This is a genomic window from Paraperlucidibaca baekdonensis (assembly GCF_003387535.1).
GTDB classification, from domain to species: Bacteria; Pseudomonadota; Gammaproteobacteria; order Pseudomonadales; family Moraxellaceae; genus Perlucidibaca; species Perlucidibaca baekdonensis.
Window position 1 is genome coordinate 348121 of record NZ_QUNR01000004.1, and the last position, 18222, is coordinate 366342.

Here is an 18222-nt window from a genome sequence, read left to right on the forward strand (position 1 = left end):
CACGCCGTGAGGTTTTAGCCCTATACTCGGTGCACATTTTTAGTCGTCACTTGAAGGAGAACCCATGGGCATGATGAGCGGTAAGCGCGTACTCATCGTTGGCCTCGCCAGCAAATTATCCATCGCCTACGGCATCGCCACGGCCATGCATCGCGAAGGTGCCGAATTAGCCTTTACCTATCAAAATGAAAAACTGCGTGGGCGCGTGGAAGGCTTTGCTGAGCAATTTGGTTCCAGCCTAACCTTTCCTTGCGACGTGGTCTCCGATGACGAAATTCACGCCGTCTTCGCCGAACTCGGCAAACACTGGGATGGCCTCGATGTACTGGTGCACTCAGTCGGCTATGCGCCCGGCCATGAGCTCGAAGGTAACTACGTCGATGTCACCACGCGCGAAGGCTTCCGCATCGCCCATGACATCAGCTCCTACAGCTTTGGCGCGCTCGCGCAGGCCGCCAAACCCATGCTAGCCGGTCGTGGTGGTAGCTTGCTCACCCTGACTTACCAAGGTTCTGAGCGCGTGGTGCCGAATTACAACGTCATGGGCTTAGCCAAGGCCTCACTGGAAGCCAATGTCCGCTATTTGAGCGCCAGCATGGGCCCTGAAGGTATTCGTGTGAATGGCATCTCAGCCGGTCCCATCCGCACCTTAGCAGCCAGCGGCATTAAAGATTTCCGCAAAATGCTCGCCTATAACGAAGCCGCCACGCCGCTGCGCCGCAATGTCACCATTGATGAAGTCGGCAACGCCGCGGCGTTCTTATGCTCGGACATGGCCTCAGGCATTTCGGGTGAAATACTCTATGTCGATGGCGGCTTTAACACCGTCGCCATGCCAGCCATGGACGCCATCTAGGCGCTGCGCAAGGCCAAAAAAAGCCCGGATTACACCGGGCTTTTTTTCGTCATCAACACGCGCAGCGATTAAGGTGCGCGGTTTAATGCCTTGATGGTGACATCGGTGTCACTACGCAGCACCGCTAGCGCATCCTGCAGCTCTTGCTGGCCTTGATTTTGCGCCAATAAGCCTTGTGTGACCTGACGCTCAGGGCCGGCTAATGCAGGCTTAGCAGACACCGAGGTGACCTGCACCAACGCCACCCGATCCGGCAATGCAAACGCAGACCAACGTAATGCTCCATCGACCGGCACCGGAGCACGGAAAATAGCAGCCAACAGCGCCGCCTCTGGCTGCTTGCTCGAACGCGATAGCGCAGAAGCCGTTTGAACTCGCACATTGGCCGCGGGCAACCACGCAGACTCTGGCTCATTAGCGCTGCGCTTAACCCACGCTTGCGCTTGCTCCATGGCCTGCTTCAGCGCTTTCTCAACACGCACTTCCTCACGCAATTGCGCTGCCACCTCAGGCAATGGCTGTTTACGTGCGGCAATATGCTGAGTCACATGCAGCCACACAGTGCGGCCGTCTTTCAGCGTGATCGCTGCCGAATTACGGCGCTCTTTGCTTTGCTCTTCATTAAATGCCGCCTCAATGACTTTGCGCTCGGAAAGCACGCCATCGGCGCCACGACGATCAAATATGGGCGACTGCGCAATGCTCAAGCCCGCTATTTTGGCAGGCTCAATCAGATCTGCTGCCTCATAAACGTTTGCATCAAGGCTTTCGACGGCCTTGTTATAAGCATCATCGGCCTGTGCTTGGCGCACTTCATTGATCAATGTGCTCTCTAGCGAGGCAAAACTCGGCGGCGTCTCTTTGCGCACCGCGGTGAGCTTGATGAGATGATAACCAAACGGTGTTTTCACCACCGGCGAGACATCACCCGGCTTTGCCAAGGCAAATAAAGCGTCCTCAAACTCCGGCACAAACATGCCTTTACTAGCAAAGCCCAGGTCGCCGCCTTGTGTCGCTGAACCAGGATCTTTCGAGTGTTTTTCGGCTAGCGCAGCAAAGTCAGCACCGGCACTCAATTCGGCGGCCAGCGTATCGATTTGCTGCTTCGCGGCCGCATCATCGGTGCTGTCATCAATGGCAATCAATATATGCGATGCCTGACGCTGCTCTGCACCACTCACCGCTGCCACACGCTGGTCATAGCGCGCTTTAACTGCCTCAGGACTTGCCTTGGCATTCGCCAAGAAGCTGGCGCGATCTAGCGTGATGTAATTGACCGCGACGCGCTCGGGTTGCTGGAAACGCAAACCGGCGTTGGCGTAAGCCTGGGCAATATCGGTGTCACTGACCTCAACGTCTTTAGCGTAACGGCTTGCCGGAATCTCGGCATAGCGCACATTGCGCGTTTGCGTGTCGAGGCGAGTCAAGGTGTCGAGCTCCGCCCCCGTAACAAAGCTACTTTGTAGCCAGCCGGAGACTTGCTGAGAAATTAAAATTTCCTCGCGTGCACGGAGTGGGAATGTTGTTGGTGTCTCACCAATTTGCGACAACACCTGCACATAACGCTGCGCTGAAAACTGGCCATTGTCTTGAAACGTCGGCGTTTCGCGAATGAGCTGCTGCACAGACACTTCCGAGACGCTGTAGCCGGCATCTCGCGCGGACTTCAGCAGAAGCTGACGCTGCACCAAGCTATTGAGCACCGTCTCACGCAGTTCAGCCTGCTGTTGAGCGCTCAAGATCGCATCCGGGCCCATACGTGCCATGAGTTGCTGGCGTTGGTTGTTGACCGCACGATCAAGCAAGCGCTGAGTGATGGGCTCGCCATCGACCTCTGCCACTGTAGGCTCGGCGCCGCCACCAAAATAAGTTTCAACGCCGAAAAAGATAAAAGGTATCGACAGCAGCGCCAGTAAAAATTTACCGAGCCAACCACGCACCATGTCACGAAACGCATCCATTGAAGTGTCTAGCCTCTAGTTGCCAGTTACGGCTGAATGAAAAAAGCGCGCCGACTAGGGCGCGCTTTCGGGTAACACTACCGCGCAGCAGAACTTAGCTGTTTACAGCATCTTTCAAGCCTTTGCCGGCTTTGAACGATGGTGTTTTCGATGCTGAGATTTGAATCTCTTTACCGGTTTGTGGGTTACGACCTGTGCGAGCAGCACGTTCTTTAACAGCGAACGTGCCGAAACCAACTAAGGTCACTGCATCGCCAGATTTTAATGCGTCGGTGACAGCACCAACAGTGGCATCAAGGGCACGGCCAGCATCTGCTTTGGTCAAGTTAGCAGCTTCGGCGATACGGTCGATTAATTCAGACTTATTCACAGGATGTCCCCTTTAACGAAATCGAAAATTCTTTGTTGTGGTTTTTAGCTTACGCGAGCAAAACAAGGTGATCTGCTCAAGTGCATCGATTTTTAAACGCCTGCGTTAGCAGGGTCAAGCAAAACTCCACGAAATGCCGACGAGAATCCAAAAAAAGTGGGTTTTGCGGCCATCAATGACGACTGGCCGCGGGTAAATCACGTTTTTCGATTTGTGCCAAGCCTGCGGCATAGGCCTCTTCGGTGAGCGGAATGGGCGGCTGAGTGAGCGCAATCGCCAACACTTCATCGATCCATTTCACGGTTTTAATCTCCAACGCCGCCTTCACGTTATCTGGAATTTCCTTCAAATCGCGAGCATTTTCATCCGGAATGATGACTGTGCGCACGCCACCACGGTGAGCGGCCAAGAGCTTCTCTTTCAAACCGCCAATGGGCAGCACCTGACCGCGCAGCGTAATTTCGCCAGTCATGGCCACGTCGGCGCGCACTGGAATACCCGTGAGTACGGAAGCCAGCGCGGTACACATGCCAATGCCGGCACTCGGACCATCTTTCGGCGTGGCACCTTCTGGCATGTGCACGTGTATGTCGCGCTTATCGAACAGCTCGGCGCTGATTCCCAACACCCGTGAACGTGAGCGCACCACCGTGCTGGCCGCGCGAATCGACTCCTGCATCACATCGCCCAAGGAGCCGGTCATGACCTGCCCGCCTTTGCCCGGCACCGCAATCGCCTCAATAGTCAACAGCTCACCACCAACCTGCGTCCACGCTAAGCCAGTGACTTGCCCAACCTGATTTTCAGCCTCGGCTTTGCCAAAGTTGAATTTATGCACGCCCAGATAGTCTTCCAACTGCTCGGCAGCCAAGGTGAGCTTGTCGCTATGTGTGCCCATCACTAACGATTTCACCACCTTACGGCAGAGCTTAGCGATTTCACGATCAAGCGCGCGCACACCGGCCTCACGCGTGTAATAGCGCACAATGTCACGGCAGGCACTCTCGCTGATGGCCAGTTCACTGTCTTTTAAGCCAGCGGCGGCGAGTTGCTTGGGCACCAAATATTGTCGCGCAATAGCCACTTTCTCATCTTCGGTATAGCCCGGCAGACGAATAATCTCCATGCGATCGAGCAATGGTGCTGGGATATTCATGGAGTTAGCGGTGCATAAAAACATGACTTCAGAGAGGTCATAATCGACTTCAAGATAATGATCGTTGAAGGCTTTGTTTTGCTCAGGATCGAGCACTTCCAGCAGCGCCGATGATGGATCACCGCGCATATCGGAGGCCATCTTGTCGATCTCATCTAGCAAAAACAATGGGTTACGCACACCCACTTTGGATATTTTCTGAATTAATTTGCCTGGCATGGAACCAATATAGGTGCGGCGGTGACCGCGAATCTCGGCCTCATCGCGCACGCCACCGAGAGCCATCCGCACAAATTGGCGATTCGTGGCTTTGGCAATAGACTGCCCGAGCGAGGTTTTACCAACCCCCGGTGGGCCCACCAAACACAGCACAGCGCCATTGAGCTGCTTCACGCGCGACTGCACCGCCAAATACTCCAGGATGCGATCTTTTACTTCTTCAAGACCAAAATGATCGGCATCTAAAATATCGCGCGCCTGTTTCAGATCGATGCGCACTTTGTTGCGCTTTTTCCACGGCACGCCAAGCATCCAATCGATATAGCTGCGCACCACCGTAGCCTCAGCCGACATGGGCGACATTTGCTGCAATTTACGCAGCTCGGCATCGACTTTTTTACGCGCCTCAGCGGGCAAGCCGGCCTTAATGATGCGCTGCTCAATCTCGCTCAGCTCATCTTCACCTTCGCCTAAATCACCTAGCTCTTTTTGGATGGCCTTGATTTGCTCATTGAGATAGTACTCGCGCTGACTTTTTTCCATCTGCTTTTTAACGCGACCACGGATACGTTTTTCGACTTTTAAAATGTCGATCTCCGACTCCATTTGCGCCATCAAATGCTCAACGCGCTGCTGCACCGGCAGAATATCCAAAATTGCCTGTTTTTCTTCCAAGCGTAGCGTCAGGTGAGCGGCGATGGTGTCAGCTAAGCGACTCGGATCATCGATGCCAGCTACCGACGTCAGCACTTCATTGGCGACCTTTTTAGAGAGCTTCACGTATTGATCAAACTGATTGAGCAAGGTGCGGGCTAAGACATCGGCTTCTTGCTTGGCTAGGTTGTCGTCAGATACCTCGGCAATCTCAGCAATATAGGCGTCGTCGTGCTCATGCAGCGCCGCTAACTGACCGCGACGCTGGCCTTCTACTAACACCTTCACGGTGCCATCGGGCAGTTTTAACAGCTGCAAGATATTGGCTACCGTGCCAATGCTGTAGAGACCCTCTTGATTTGGGTCATCCTCTCCAGCATCTCGCTGAGACACTAAAAAGATATGTTTATCGGCAGCCATGGCTTGATCTAGTGCTGCAATGGAGCGCTCGCGGCCAACAAAAAGTGGAATGACCATATGCGGATAAATCACCACATCGCGAAGTGGCAAGAGCGGTAAATGCAATTTTTTTGCGGCCATCATAAACTCCCAAGCAGTCAAACTAACGTTGAACTTATAGGGTCTTTATGGGGGCCTTATGGCTTAAATTACAAGGTGAACAGAGTAATTAGCCAACAAAAAAGGGGCGATTGCCCCTTTTTTGATCAGATCCACACCGGCTTATTCGGGCATCGCGCGCGCAGGCTCGCTATTGTCATAAACCAATAATGGCTCTGTTTCACCCAAAACCACTTTGTCATCGATTAGTACTTTGCTCACGCCTTCAAGCGACGGCAGCTCATACATGGTGTCGAGCAAAATGCCCTCTAAAATCGAGCGCAAGCCACGTGCGCCGGTTTTGCGGGCAAGCGCTTTCGCCGCAATGGCTTTGAGCGCCTCAGGACGAAACTCAAGCTGCACGCCTTCCATGTCCAAAAGCTTGGCATACTGCTTCGTCAATGCATTTTTTGGCTCAGTCAAAATCTGAATCAAGGCGGATTCATCCAGCTCGCCTAAGGTGGCAATGACCGGCAAGCGCCCAACAAACTCAGGAATCAAGCCAAATTTCACCAAATCCTCTGGCGATACTGATTTAAATAGCTCGCCGGTGCTCGGCGTTTTCGACTGACCTTTCACCAAGGCATTAAAGCCAATACCACCGGGCTCTGAGCGCTGCTGAATGACTTTATCGAGACCAGCAAAGGCGCCACCCACAATAAACAGAATATTTGACGTATCGACCTGCAAGAACTCTTGCTGCGGATGCTTGCGACCGCCCTGCGGCGGCACACTGGCCACCGTGCCCTCAATAAGCTTCAGCAACGCCTGCTGCACGCCCTCACCGCTCACATCGCGAGTAATCGATGGGTTGTCACTTTTGCGTGAAATCTTGTCGATTTCATCAATATAGACAATGCCGGTTTGTGCTTTATCAACGTCGTAATCGCAGTTTTGCAGCAGCTTTTGAATGATGTTTTCAACATCTTCACCGACATAACCCGCTTCGGTCAGCGTGGTGGCATCGGCCATCGTAAACGGCACATTGAGCACACGCGCCAAGGTCTGCGCGAGCAAGGTTTTACCGGAGCCCGTGGGGCCGATCAGCAAAATATTGCTCTTTGTCAGCTCAACATCGGTGTTTTGGCGCGTTGGATGCAGCTTTTTCATGCCCGCACGTAAGCGCTTGTAGTGGTTATACACCGCCACGGCCAAGACGCGCTTGGCTTGATCTTGGCCAATCACATAGTCATCGAGCGTGGTTTTCAACTCACGCGGCGTGGGCAAATGATCATTGGCTTTGTCATCCTGTTTGTCTTGGACCTCTTCGCGGATGATGTCATTACACAAATCCACGCATTCATCACAGACATAGACCGACGGCCCAGCGATCAGCTTACGCACTTCGTGTTGGCTTTTGCCGCAAAAAGAGCAAAACAACAATTTACTGTCGCCGCCACGATTATCTTCGGTCATGCTTATTCTCTCACTGACTGCAAATTAAGGGCGCTTGCTGAGCACCTGATCAATCAAACCATAGGTTTGCGCATCGCCCGCGGTCATAAAATTATCACGGTCGGTATCGCGCTCAATGCGCTCTAACGGCTGGCCCGTATGCAAGGCCAGCAACTCATTGAGCAGCTGCTTAATTTTTAAAATTTCTTGCGCATGAATAGCGATATCTGAGGCTTGGCCCTGAAAACCACCTAATGGTTGATGAATCATCACACGCGAATTGGGCAAGGCAAAGCGCTTACCTTTGGCACCGGCAGAGAGCAAGAAAGCGCCCATCGAGGCCGCCTGACCAATACAGATGGTCGAAATATCGGGCTTGATGAAATTCATGGTGTCGAAGATAGCCATGCCAGCTGTCACCGAGCCGCCGGGTGAATTGATGTACAAGTTGATGTCTTTGTCGGGGTTGACCGACTCTAAAAACAGCATCTGCGCGACAATCAGGTTGGCCATATTGTCTTCAACGGGGCCAACCAAGAAAATCACACGCTCTTGCAGCAGGCGCGAATAAATATCGTAAGCGCGCTCACCACGAGCTGACTGCTCGACCACCATTGGGATCAAACCAATATTATCAATGCCACTGGCATTAGGTTGTTCAAATCGCATGGATAACCTGCCTTAAACAATCAAAAGATGAGGTGAAAACTGCCGAGGCTCATTGGGCAGGTGCACAAACAAACACTCCCGAGCAGTCAAAGACGTACGTCGGGAGTGTCGGTCGTGCGTGGCGCGAGGTCAAGACCACGCGCGCTATGTTTTCCGCAACAGCGCGTATTAACGCTGTTGTGGACGCACCACATCGCTGTACTTCGCTGCCGCCTCAGTCACCTTAGCGTCGGCTAAAACACAGTCAACCACCTGATCTTCCAAGACCATGGCTTCAACTTGAGCGAGCTGCTCTTTATTGCCCATGTAGTAGCTGATCACCTCTTCTGGCGACTCATATGACTCTGCCACTTCGGCCACCACGGCGCGTACACGTTCTGCATCGACCACAATGGCTTTATCTTTAATGATTTGGCTAATCAGCAGACCCAAAGACACGCTGCGCTCAGCCTGCTCTTTGAACAAATCATCGGGCAACATTTTTGGGTCGAGCTTGGCATTGGCACCGCCAAATTGCTGGAACATGGCATTGCGCTGACGCTCAATCTCGCCGGCCACTAGGGCTTTTGGCGCATCAACTGTGTGTGCCGCTAATAGCTGATCCATGGTCTGCGTTTTGACTTTGTTCTTCACCGCTTGCTTGAGTTCGCGCGCCATGTTTTTCGAGACGTCTTCACGGAGCTTCTCAATACCGCCTTCGCTGACGCCAAAGGCTTTCAAGAACTCATCATCGATGGCAGGCAATGCTTGCTTTTGCACTTTGTGCGCCGTGATTTTGAAGATAGCGGCTTTATCACGCAGATTTTCAGCTTGGTAGTCAGCTGGGAAGGTCACATTAATGTCACGCTCTTCACCGGTTTTAATACCCACCACGCCATCTTCAAAGCCGGGGATCATGCGGCCTGAGCCCAAAACCAGCTCAAAATTGCTCGACGTGCCGCCATCAAAGGCCTCACCATCGATGCTGCCAGCAAAGTCGACAATGACTTTATCGCCATCGGCTGCGGCATCCGCGCTATCTTCGAAGCTAGCGCGTTGGCTGCGCAGGCTTTCAATCATTTCATCAATATCGCCTTCGCCGATATCGACAACGGGACGCTCCACCGCGATATCGGCGAAATTGCCCAAGGTAATTTCTGGATAGACTTCAACCAAGGCAGTGAACGCCAGATCTTCGCCCGCTTTATCGCTCACTTCTTCGATGCTCGGGTAACCGGCTGGGTTGAGCTTTTCTTGCGTCACGGCTTCATAAAAGCTGTCACGGATAATCTCGCCTAATGCTTCTTGGCGAATCGAGTCGCCAAAGCGTTTTTGCACCACGGATAGCGGCACTTTGCCGGGGCGGAAGCCGTCCATGCGAATGGTACGAGCCGCTTTTGCCACGCGGGCACTCACGTCTTCATCAATTTTTGTGGCCGGGACAACAACTTTAACGCGGCGTTCGATATTCGAGACGTTTTCGACAGTGACTTGCATGACAACCTCAAGACTTAAGAGTTCACGGGAATTGGATGGGCTCGCAGCACAATACTGCAAAATCAAGGGACAGCATTATAGAGATTGCGGGGCAGAATAAAAGACCAAGCCGCGGCGGGTGAAACTTTAAGCATTTAGATGGCGACTTGAACTTTTCTAGTTGACGGCCTGCTCATGGATTCGTAATATGCGGCCTCGCAAGACAGCAAGCCGTTATGGCAAGCAGCTGGCGATGTTCGGGGTATAGCGCAGTCCGGTAGCGCGCCTGGTTTGGGACCAGGATGTCGGGAGTTCGAATCTCTCTACCCCGACCACTTTTTAAGCTGTGATACCGCGCAAAAGCGCTCGTAGCTCAGCTGGATAGAGCATCGGCCTTCTAAGCCGAGGGTCGCAGGTTCGAGTCCTGCCGGGCGCACCAGTGGCGCAAAATTTGTGGTGGCCGTAGCTCAGTTGGTAGAGTCCCGGATTGTGATTCCGGTTGTCGTGGGTTCGAGCCCCATCGGCCACCCCACCCTTTTCCTAAAAGTATTAATAAATCCCGCCAGCATCTGCTGGTTTTTTATTGCCTGCTATTTGTGGGCGTTAGTCGCTTTTCGTCATCCGCCGCAGCACGCCAACCATCAGCGCAAAAAGCATCAAGCCAAAGCCCAACAGACTCGCGCCGATCGCGGCAAAGAGATCTGGCGCCTTCATCATCGTGCTCATTAAAGAGTCTTGGTAATAAAAAAACCACGCATGATTTTCTGGAAAGACCCAATGATGCAGCTGGTAAAACACCGCCTCAAAGCCTAGCAAGGCCAGCAGCAGCACGCCGGCTAGCGCCAAGCACAACAGCAAGCCGCCTTGCCAACGCCAACGAATCAATGGCACACGGCGACGCAGCCAATACAGCCCGAATACGGTCAATATCGCCACGCCAATTAAGGCATCACGCAGGCGCGCCATGAGCACCGCCACATCGTTTAAATGCACGATCTCAGGCTCACGCAATAGCGCCGTGGCGTGGCCAGTGCTTGGCATAAAGTGAATTTGACGAAGTGCCTCGACGGCTGCGCTGCCAGCAGGACCATGAACAGCCTGCACAATGGCATTAAATGCGGCGAGATGACCCTCGCGCGACAGCGTCTGAAAACCGTGAATGTAACGATTTTGCGGGCCGAACTCGGCAATTTGCCCGCGCAAATCCAACCAGTCATACCACAGCGCATAACCGTAGTTGAACTCAGCGTGCAGCCACCAGCTCAAGCCGAGTGACGTGAGCAGCAGCCCCATCAGCACGGCAAACCAAGCCACTTGATAGCGCAGGCTCATTAGCGCTCCAGTTTGTACCAAAGCGCATAGAGCGCGGGCACAAAAAATAGCGTGATGGCCGTGCCCACCGCAATGCCGCCAATAAGCACATAGGCTAAGGGGCCCCAAAAACTATCGAAGGTCAGTGGCACAAAGGCGAAAACGGCAGCAATGGCGGTGAGCACAACGGGTCGCGCACGACGCACGGCGGCCTCAATAACCGCTGTCACCGGCAGCATATCAGCGGCTAAGTTATCAGCGACTTGTTGCGTTAAAATCAGCGTATTTCGCATCAGAATACCCGCCAGGCCAATCAGGCCGAGCAAGGCGACAAAGCCAAATGGCTGACCAAATAGCAACAGCGCCAAGACAGCACCAATCACGCCTAATGGCGCGGTTGCCACCACAATAAACGTGCCGGCAAAGCTGCGCATTTGCAGCATCACAAAAATCAACATGAGCGCAAACATCAAAGGCTGCAACTTTTGAATAGACGCATCGGCCTTGCCTGACTGCTCCACGCTACCACCAATATCGATGCGATAGCCCGGCGGCAAGCTCGCACGCAAGGCCTCTGAAGCCGTCCAAATGGCTGCTGTCATATCATTAGGTTGCACGCCCACGACATCGGCATGCACGGCAATAAAGGGCTCGCGGTTGTAGCGCTTGAGCACCGGCTCTTCGTAGCGCACGGTGACCTCGCCAACTTGCGCCAGCGGAATTTTACGGCCATCAAATGAACGTAATTCCAAGCCTGCTAAACGCGCCTCCGAGCTGCTATGGCCCTTGGCGATCACTTCCACCAAGCGATTTTCTTTACGCAGTTGCGTGATGGGGCCACCTTCAAGCTCAAACTGCAGCTGGCGTGAGACCTCGGCGGGTGTCAGACCCATGAGTCGCAGGCGCTCGGTGTCCATGGCCACATGCAGCACCGGTGCGCGCTCATCCCATTCCAAATGGGCATCGCGAATGGCCTCATCAGCCGCCATAATCTCGCGCAGCGCTTTGGCTGTTTCGCGGAGCTTTTGCACATCCGGGCCAACCACACGAAAGCTCACCGGCCACGTTACCGGCGGACCATAGAGCAAGCTGCTTACCCGTACGCGCGCCTCCGGAAACTCGCCATCATCAATGTGCTGCTGCAACGTAGCAATGATGGTGTCGCGATCAGCTTTGTTGTGTCCCACCGCGACCATTTTGGCGAATGCCGGATCGGGCTGCTCAGGCAAAATCGAGATAAAAAAGCGTGGCGCGCCGCCGCCTAAATACGTCGATAACGTACTGACTTCGGGCATGTCGTGCAGGATAGCTTCGACTTTTTGTGCGGTTTGATCAGTCACCGCAATAGACGTGCCTTGCGGCATATAAATGCTGATCATGACTTCTGGGCGGTCAGAGCTTGGAAAAAACTGCTTTTCAACCACCGTGGCCATGCCAATCACCGCCAACACCAAGGCCAGCACCGTGGCCAACACAACTTTGCCACGGTGCCGCACACAGCGACTAATCCATCCACGCAAACGCTCGTACCCGGCGGTGTCATATGGCGAATGACCCGTGTGCTGAGCCGGCTGCGGCAGCATTTTCACGCCCAAATACGGCGTGAATGTGACCGCCACCAGCCAAGAAAGCGACAGTGAAATGCCCAGCACCCAGAAAATATTGCCGGTGTATTCGCCAACGCCAGACTTTGCAAAACCAATCGGCACAAAGCCAACCACAGTCACCAAGGTGCCAAAGAGCATAGGCGCCGCTGTCACCGACCACGCATAGGAGGCCGCTCGCACGCGATCCCAGCCCTCCTCCATCTTTACAATCATCATCTCAATGGCAATGATGGCGTCATCGACCAGCAAGCCAAGCGCCAAAATCAGTGCGCCCAAGGTGATGCGATCGAGATTGATATCCATCGCCAGCATGACCAAAAACGTCAGGCCCAGCGTCACCGGAATAGCAATGCCCACCACCAAGCCAGCGCGCAGGCCAATCGCTAAAATGCTCACGGCCATCACCACTAACATGGCAACTAAAAACTTAAACTGAAATAAATTAACAGCCGCTGAAATTGCATGGGCTTGGTTGGTCAACGGCTTAAAGGTCATGCCTAATGGCAGCCGCGCTTGCTCATCGCTGACAAACGCCGCCATACGCTCACCAAGCTGAAGGCCATTTTCACCTTTCTCCATGACCAGGCCCAACAGCACCGCCTCTTCACCGCGCGAGCGCACCACGTACTGTCTGGGCTCCTCGTATCCTTCACGAATACTGGCCACATCATTTAAGCGAATGAGCTGATTGCCAATTCGCAAGGGCACATTGGCGAGTTGCTCGAGGCGCGTGAGGTCGTTATCGAGGCGCACATAAATACGTGGCCCAGCGGTTTCAAAGCGCCCGGCTGGCAATAAGCGATTATCTTCCTCAATGGCGGCAAACATTTGCGCTGGTGTGAGGCCTAAATTCACCAGCTTCTGGCTATCGAACTCTAGGTAGACTTTTTGTTTGGGCTCACCAATAACAATGACTTTTTGCACGCCCGAAACGCGGCCAAGACGGTCTCGAATGCCATCGAGCGTGCCCAACAGATCGCGCATCGGCAGGCCGGGCGCGGTGAGTGACAACACACTGAAATAGACATCGGCAAAATCATCATTGGCAAAGGGCCCCAGCACTCCTGCCGGCAGCAACGGCGCCTGATCTTGCATACGCTTGCGTACTTGATAAAACAGCTGCGGCATTTTCTCGCTGGGCGTGAAATCATCAAACTCAATTAGAATATCAACGCGACCCGGATGGATGATGCTCTCAATGTGATAGACGTTTTCAACTTCCTGAATACGCGTTTCTAATGGATCGGCAAGCTGGCGCTCAATCTCCTCAGGCGTGGCCCCCGGCCATTGCGCCGAGACCATCATAATGCGCACCGTAAAGGCGGGGTCCTCAGCGCGACCAAGCGCGACAAACGAGTAGATCCCAGCAAAGATGGATAGCACCAAGAAAAATAGCGTGACCGGGCGCTCTTTGACGGCCAGCGCCGATAAATTCGGGAAACTCAACGCGCTAACTCCCGTACCGCCATGCCCGGTTTCAGCAAGTGCGTGCCCAATACAATCAAGGCAGTGTCGGCCGGAATATCGGCTCGGATGCGCGCTGTCTCACTGCTGAGCAGCGTTACCGTCACTGGCATGGGCTGCGCTTTGCCATCGTTAATAAACCAAACGCGTGGGCCTTGACCGCGCTCATCCAAAGCGGCTAAAGGCACCTCTAACGTGTTGCGGGTCAGTGTTGGCACCGCAAAGCGTGTTTGCACAATGGCACCGAGTGCGGGTGCCGGCGCATTGCCCAGCAAGCGATAGCGAGCACGCTGCGTACGGCTCGCCGCATCGAGCGCACCGGCCTTCTCATGTAAGCGAATGGACTGCGTGCTGCCGTCGGCGGTGATCATCTCGCCTTGCTCGGGCACAGGCATGCGGTCAGGGAAAAACACCTCCACTTCGCGCTCGCCAGTTTGCGCAAATATCGCCACCGCCTGACCGGCCGCCACCACCTGCCCCGGCTCGCCAGTGACCTCCAGTAACAGGCCGTTAGCGGGCGCTTTCAACACGGTATAGGCGCTGGCATTTTGCGCTTGCAGAAATTGCGATTGCGCGGCATTGGCGCGTGTTTTCATTTCACGCTCATTGAGCACGGTGCGGTCTAGCAGCTGCTTGCTAATAAAGCCTTTGTCGAATAGCTCACGTTGGCGCTGGCTTTCAGACTGCGCTGTCGCCAGGGCGGCCCGAGCCGAGGCGCGCTCCGCTTTTGCAGCACGCAAAGTGGCGGCACTGTCACTAGCATCTTGGCGAAACAGCACCTGGCCGGCCTTCACTTGCTCGCCAGCATTGACACGGCGCTCAATGATTTGACCGCTAATCCGAAATGCGAGCGGCGACTCTACCTGCGCGCGGATGATGCCTGTCAGCGATAAAGCAATACCTTGGCCACTGCCAATATGCTGTGTTTTTACCCACGGCGCATCGTTAGTCGTTGCTATTGGTGCATCTGAGCAGCCAGTGATGACGAGTGCACAGGTCAGAGCGGTCGCGAGCTTCCACATGAAAATTGTCCTACAAAACTAAATATGACTAATTATTCCCGATATTGTATGGAGATGACAGGTTAAAACTGACTGCCAAGGGAAATTTTCTAGACTCTATAGTCTAACTTACCCATCACGCCCCCGCACAAGGCACAATAGACGGCTTAGAAATCGTTGCAGAGCCTGTGTTATGCCCCCATCGCCGCGCTACCACCAGATTCATCAAGACGCCGGGCCCTGGATGCTCGCGCTCGGCGGCTGCGGTGAGTTTGGTGCGAACTTGACGCTCTATGGCAGTGCGGGCGTTTGGATTGCTATTGACTGCGGCTTGGCCATGAACACCAATCTAGCCGGCGACACCGAGATTTCTGTGCCGAGCTTGGCGGCGCTCGATACGCTCGATATTCGTGTCGATGCGCTGCTCATTACGCACGGCCATGAAGACCATATTGGTGCCATTCCGGCACTGTGGCGCAAGCTAAAATGCCCGATCTACGCCACCGCGCACACGCATCGCTTAATTAGCGGCAAACTCAATCCCAACGAAAATGGCCCGCGACAAATCACCGTGAAGCCGATGCAAATACTGAGCATCGGTCCGTTTAGCGCGCAATGGTTACCGGTCACACACTCGATTCCGGAGGCTCAAGCCATTTGCCTTGAAGTCGCGGGCAAGCGCCTCTACCACAGCGGCGACTGGAAACTCGACGCGCAGCCGGTGGTCGGCCCACTGACCGCGCAAGCGGCGCTGCAGGCCTTGGGCCGTGCCGGCGTGGATGTAGTCATTGGCGATTCCACCAACGCCACCGTGGCAGGCGCTAGCCGCTCCGAACAAGCCGTGGCATCAAGCCTCATGGCGGCGATGAAATCGGCCACCGGACGCTTAGTCGTGGTGTGTTTTGCCAGCAATGTGGCGCGCATGCACAGTATCGTGGCTGCCGCCGAACGCTTGGGCCGTTACACCGGCGCATTGGGCCGCAGCATTGACACACACGTGGGTGCTAGCCGCGCCAGTGGCTATTTAGACACTGACACACACCTCATGCCGAATTGGGAATTAGGCTTTTTACCGCGCGATAATCAATGCTGGATCGCCACCGGCAGTCAAGCCGAACCCGGCTCAGCGCTGGTGCGTTTAAGTCTCGATAAACACCCGGCGTTTGGCCTAGAGGCCGGCGATACCGTGCTCTTTTCATCCCGCGTGATACCCGGTCACGAAGCCGCGCTGGCGCAGCTGTGTGCGCGCTTAACAGCGCTCGGCGTGATGATCATCGACGATGATGCACTGCACGCCTCCGGCCATCCGCCAGTAGACGATTTAACCACGCTCTATGGCTGGCTAAAGCCGCGCTATTTGCTCCCTGTGCATGGTGAGGAGCGCCATCAAAAAGCCCACTTGCAGCTCGGCCGCGAGCTCGGCATGGCGGGCGTGGTGCAAAAAAATGGCGACTTAATATCGCTTGCGGGTAAGCCCTATGTGGCGGCCAGCACCGCGGTCGGTAAAGTCTTGCAACAGCGCTAGCTCACAGACTGCAAAACACTGGCGGCAAACAGGCTGGCCACCACGATCGCGGTCACTAATTGCCGCGTGCGCAAGTAGCTGGCCGAGATGGCATCGCGCCGATACAAGCCAAAATCAATCAGCAATAACACGGCAAAATACATCGCTAAGGCAAGCCACAGCTGATGCATGGGCAACGTGATGGCCGCGCCAACAATGCCAAGTGCCACGCCATTACTCAGCCATAACAAGGCCGTTGGCATACCGCGCGCTGGCAACTGAGCCTGCAAACCCTGAGCTTGACCCCAGTGCACGCCGGCCATAAACGCCGCAATGACCAGGGCATACACGGTCAAAATGGCATCGATACGCAACATCGGGGTTAGCGCATCAATGCCCAGCGCCATACACACCAGTGCGCCAATAAACGGCAGCGTGCCAGCCAGCGGCAAGACGCAACTCAGCATGAATACCTCCGTGTCACCCACGCCAACAAGCCTGGGCCAATCAGCCGTGAAATGCGCTCACGGTGTGTTGCAAACACGCGGTATACCAGCCGCCACAAAGGCATTAGCCAGGGTCGTGAAAATAACCACGCCAAGCGCGGCAACTGGGCGCGCTCATAGGCGGCGGCAAATACGTCTGCGCCCACGAGCACGGTGCCATCGGCGAGTTTGGCGTGCATATTATCGAGCAGAATTTGGCAGCTACTGACACCGACCTCGGCGCTGGAAAAGTCATCTGCGCAGACATCGACAAAGCTTAATAAACCGGCTTCATTGCGCTCGGCCAAGAAACGAATCTCTGCCAAACACAAGGGGCAATGGCCGTCGTAGTAAAGCGTCATGTGCATGTGTGCGCACTCTGGTAAATTTATTTAACGCTAGCGCAACGCCTTGGGCAGGAACAGTCAACAAGCACTAGACTGACACTGACGCTTGTCATACATTCCTAACACCTTTGTAACTGGCGACAATACTCTGGCGGCATACCTGCGCCCATAAACCATGTTGCACGCCTTTAGGCGCGCTAACCGGCTTTTTCATCCGGCGCCATAAACGCTTGCCATAGAGCTTGGGCGGCGCGCGGCAACATGGCATGGCGCTCCGCCACCTGCTGAGGCGTCTCGGCATAGCCGCCACCGAGCACGGCGGCTACCGGCACAGCCGCGTTAAGACATGCTGACAACACGGCATAATCGCGGGCATAGAGGCCGGCATCAGTGAGTGATAAATACCCCAGAGCATCATCGCCGTGCACATCCACGCCGGCGTCATAGAGCACCACATCGGGCTGCCAATGCCGCAATAACAGCGTCACAACGGGCACTAATTGCGCCAGGTAAGCGGCATCATCGGTGCCATTAGGCAAGGGCAAATCCCAGTGACTCGCGGCTTTGCGCGCCGGAAAGTTTTTCGCCGCATGCATGGAAAAAGTGAAGACACCAGGGACATCGGCCAGTAGGCGCGCGCTGCCATCGCCCTGATGCACATCGCAATCAATAATCAGCACGCGTCGTCCTTGTGCCTGCAATGCCAATGCCGTGATGGCAAGGTCATTGAAAATACAAAATCCTGAGGCGCGATCTCGATGCGCATGATGAGTGCCCCCCGCTAAATTTACCGCCAAGCCATGCGATAGGGCCAAACGCGCCGCCAACAACGTGCCGCCCACCTCGCGTAAACTGCGCTGCACCAAGCCCTGACTCCACGGCAGGCCCATACGTCGCGACTCATCAGCGTGCATGCTGTTGCTCATGAAACGCGTCACATAACCGGCATCATGCGCACGCAAAAGTGCCGCCATGGGCGCAAGATCGGGCGCAATAAACGCCTCAGCGGCAACCGTCTTCTCCTGCACCAACAGCAATTGAAGTAGCCGAAACTTAGCCATTGGAAAACGATGGTTTTCGGGAAAATCGGGACTGTAGTCCTCGTGGTAAATCACCGGCAATGGCATAGATGTGACTCGCAAAGACAAACCATACTCACAATGTAACGCGCTTGCGTCAGCGCGTTGGCGCATGACAAGCCATTAGTACG

At 54.7% G+C, this 18222-nt stretch carries 14 protein-coding genes and 3 tRNA genes; 5 read left to right on the forward strand and 12 right to left on the reverse strand.

The annotated features are described in order from the left end of the window. Positions 1-64 precede the first annotated feature (64 nt). The gene (locus DFR26_RS10455) at positions 65-856 is read left to right on the forward strand and encodes an enoyl-ACP reductase FabI (RefSeq protein WP_116208903.1); all 792 of its coding nucleotides are present in this window, start codon (positions 65-67) and stop codon (positions 854-856) included. A gap of 68 nt (positions 857-924) precedes the next feature. Here the strand turns inward: DFR26_RS10455 and DFR26_RS10460 are convergent, their stop codons facing one another. From DFR26_RS10460 to tig, 6 genes are all read right to left on the reverse strand, one after another. Then, positions 925-2817 (reverse strand): SurA N-terminal domain-containing protein, encoded by a 1893-nt coding sequence (locus DFR26_RS10460; protein WP_116208904.1) that lies wholly within the window; start codon positions 2815-2817, stop codon positions 925-927. 94 nt (positions 2818-2911) lie between these two features. Further along, a complete protein-coding gene (locus DFR26_RS10465; RefSeq protein ID WP_116208905.1) occupies positions 2912-3187 on the reverse strand; it encodes an HU family DNA-binding protein in 276 nt (91 codons plus the stop codon). Between the two features lie 172 nt (positions 3188-3359). Further along, positions 3360-5756: an endopeptidase La gene (lon, locus tag DFR26_RS10470; RefSeq protein ID WP_116208906.1), complete on the reverse strand. Its 2397-nt coding sequence runs from the start codon at positions 5754-5756 to the stop codon at positions 3360-3362. 141 nt (positions 5757-5897) lie between these two features. After that, a complete protein-coding gene (clpX, locus tag DFR26_RS10475; protein ID WP_116208907.1) occupies positions 5898-7190 on the reverse strand; it encodes an ATP-dependent Clp protease ATP-binding subunit ClpX in 1293 nt (430 codons plus the stop codon). A gap of 24 nt (positions 7191-7214) precedes the next feature. Beyond that, positions 7215-7838, reverse strand: coding sequence for an ATP-dependent Clp endopeptidase proteolytic subunit ClpP (gene clpP / locus DFR26_RS10480; RefSeq protein WP_116208908.1), 624 nt, complete (start codon positions 7836-7838; stop codon positions 7215-7217). A 168-nt stretch (positions 7839-8006) separates the two neighbouring features. Beyond that, complete coding sequence (gene tig, locus DFR26_RS10485) at positions 8007-9314, reverse strand: trigger factor (protein WP_116208909.1); 1308 nt, start codon at positions 9312-9314, stop codon at positions 8007-8009. A 237-nt stretch (positions 9315-9551) separates the two neighbouring features. Here tig and DFR26_RS10490 point away from each other — a divergent pair. The 3 genes from DFR26_RS10490 (at position 9552) to DFR26_RS10500 (ending at position 9825) form a co-directional block, all read left to right on the forward strand. Beyond that, positions 9552-9628 (forward strand) — tRNA-Pro (locus DFR26_RS10490). Between the two features lie 27 nt (positions 9629-9655). Next, positions 9656-9732, forward strand: a tRNA-Arg gene (locus tag DFR26_RS10495). 17 nt (positions 9733-9749) lie between these two features. Further along, a tRNA-His gene (locus DFR26_RS10500) sits at positions 9750-9825 on the forward strand. A gap of 71 nt (positions 9826-9896) precedes the next feature. On the opposite strand, the gene DFR26_RS10505 is transcribed toward DFR26_RS10500, so the two are convergent. From DFR26_RS10505 to DFR26_RS10515, 3 genes are read right to left on the reverse strand one after another with little or no spacing between them, the layout of a single operon-like run. Next, positions 9897-10625, reverse strand: a complete 729-nt coding sequence (locus tag DFR26_RS10505) for a lipoprotein intramolecular transacylase Lit (protein ID WP_116208910.1) — start codon at positions 10623-10625, stop codon at positions 9897-9899. Next, on the reverse strand, positions 10625-13657 hold the full coding sequence (locus tag DFR26_RS10510; protein WP_116208911.1) for an efflux RND transporter permease subunit: 3033 nt from the start codon (positions 13655-13657) through the stop codon (positions 10625-10627). The genes DFR26_RS10505 and DFR26_RS10510 overlap by 1 nt, the downstream gene beginning before the upstream one ends. Continuing rightward, positions 13654-14697, reverse strand: a complete 1044-nt coding sequence (locus DFR26_RS10515; protein ID WP_116208912.1) for an efflux RND transporter periplasmic adaptor subunit — start codon at positions 14695-14697, stop codon at positions 13654-13656. Before DFR26_RS10515 ends, DFR26_RS10510 begins: the two co-directional genes overlap by 4 nt. Positions 14698-14869: 172 nt before the next feature. On the opposite strand from DFR26_RS10515, the gene DFR26_RS10520 reads away from it, so the two are divergent. Beyond that, complete coding sequence (locus DFR26_RS10520; protein WP_116208913.1) at positions 14870-16201, forward strand: ribonuclease J; 1332 nt, start codon at positions 14870-14872, stop codon at positions 16199-16201. On the opposite strand, the gene DFR26_RS10525 is transcribed toward DFR26_RS10520, so the two are convergent. The 3 genes from DFR26_RS10525 to DFR26_RS10535 all read right to left on the reverse strand — a co-directional run bounded on the left by DFR26_RS10525 (position 16198) and on the right by DFR26_RS10535 (position 18139). After that, entirely contained in the window at positions 16198-16647 is a 450-nt protein-coding gene (locus DFR26_RS10525) for a DUF3429 domain-containing protein (protein ID WP_116208914.1), read from the reverse strand. The genes DFR26_RS10520 and DFR26_RS10525 overlap by 4 nt on opposite strands. Continuing rightward, positions 16641-17033, reverse strand: a complete 393-nt coding sequence (locus DFR26_RS10530; protein WP_220375773.1) for a thiol-disulfide oxidoreductase DCC family protein — start codon at positions 17031-17033, stop codon at positions 16641-16643. The genes DFR26_RS10525 and DFR26_RS10530 overlap by 7 nt, the downstream gene beginning before the upstream one ends. A gap of 176 nt (positions 17034-17209) precedes the next feature. Beyond that, positions 17210-18139 carry a histone deacetylase family protein gene (locus DFR26_RS10535; protein ID WP_116208915.1) on the reverse strand — a complete coding sequence of 310 codons (930 nt, stop codon included), beginning with the start codon at positions 18137-18139 and terminating at the stop codon, positions 17210-17212. Positions 18140-18222 lie beyond the last annotated feature (83 nt).

Excerpts from the sequence above, each read along its gene's own strand:
- DFR26_RS10455 (WP_116208903.1), top strand. The coding sequence starts at position 65 with ATGGGCATGATGAGCGGTAAGCGCGTACTCATCGTTGGCCTCGCCAGC.
- DFR26_RS10460 (WP_116208904.1), bottom strand. The coding sequence starts at position 2,817 with ATGGATGCGTTTCGTGACATGGTGCGTGGTTGGCTCGGTAAATTTTTA.
- lon (WP_116208906.1), bottom strand. The coding sequence starts at position 5,756 with ATGGCCGCAAAAAAATTGCATTTACCGCTCTTGCCACTTCGCGATGTG.
- clpX (WP_116208907.1), bottom strand. The coding sequence starts at position 7,190 with ATGACCGAAGATAATCGTGGCGGCGACAGTAAATTGTTGTTTTGCTCT.
- clpP (WP_116208908.1), bottom strand. The coding sequence starts at position 7,838 with ATGCGATTTGAACAACCTAATGCCAGTGGCATTGATAATATTGGTTTG.
- tig (WP_116208909.1), bottom strand. The coding sequence starts at position 9,314 with ATGCAAGTCACTGTCGAAAACGTCTCGAATATCGAACGCCGCGTTAAA.
- DFR26_RS10505 (WP_116208910.1), bottom strand. The coding sequence starts at position 10,625 with ATGAGCCTGCGCTATCAAGTGGCTTGGTTTGCCGTGCTGATGGGGCTG.
- DFR26_RS10515 (WP_116208912.1), bottom strand. The coding sequence starts at position 14,697 with ATGTGGAAGCTCGCGACCGCTCTGACCTGTGCACTCGTCATCACTGGC.
- DFR26_RS10520 (WP_116208913.1), top strand. The coding sequence starts at position 14,870 with ATGCCCCCATCGCCGCGCTACCACCAGATTCATCAAGACGCCGGGCCC.
- DFR26_RS10525 (WP_116208914.1), bottom strand. The coding sequence starts at position 16,647 with ATGCTGAGTTGCGTCTTGCCGCTGGCTGGCACGCTGCCGTTTATTGGC.
- DFR26_RS10530 (WP_220375773.1), bottom strand. The coding sequence starts at position 17,033 with ATGCACATGACGCTTTACTACGACGGCCATTGCCCCTTGTGTTTGGCA.
- DFR26_RS10535 (WP_116208915.1), bottom strand. The coding sequence starts at position 18,139 with ATGCCATTGCCGGTGATTTACCACGAGGACTACAGTCCCGATTTTCCC.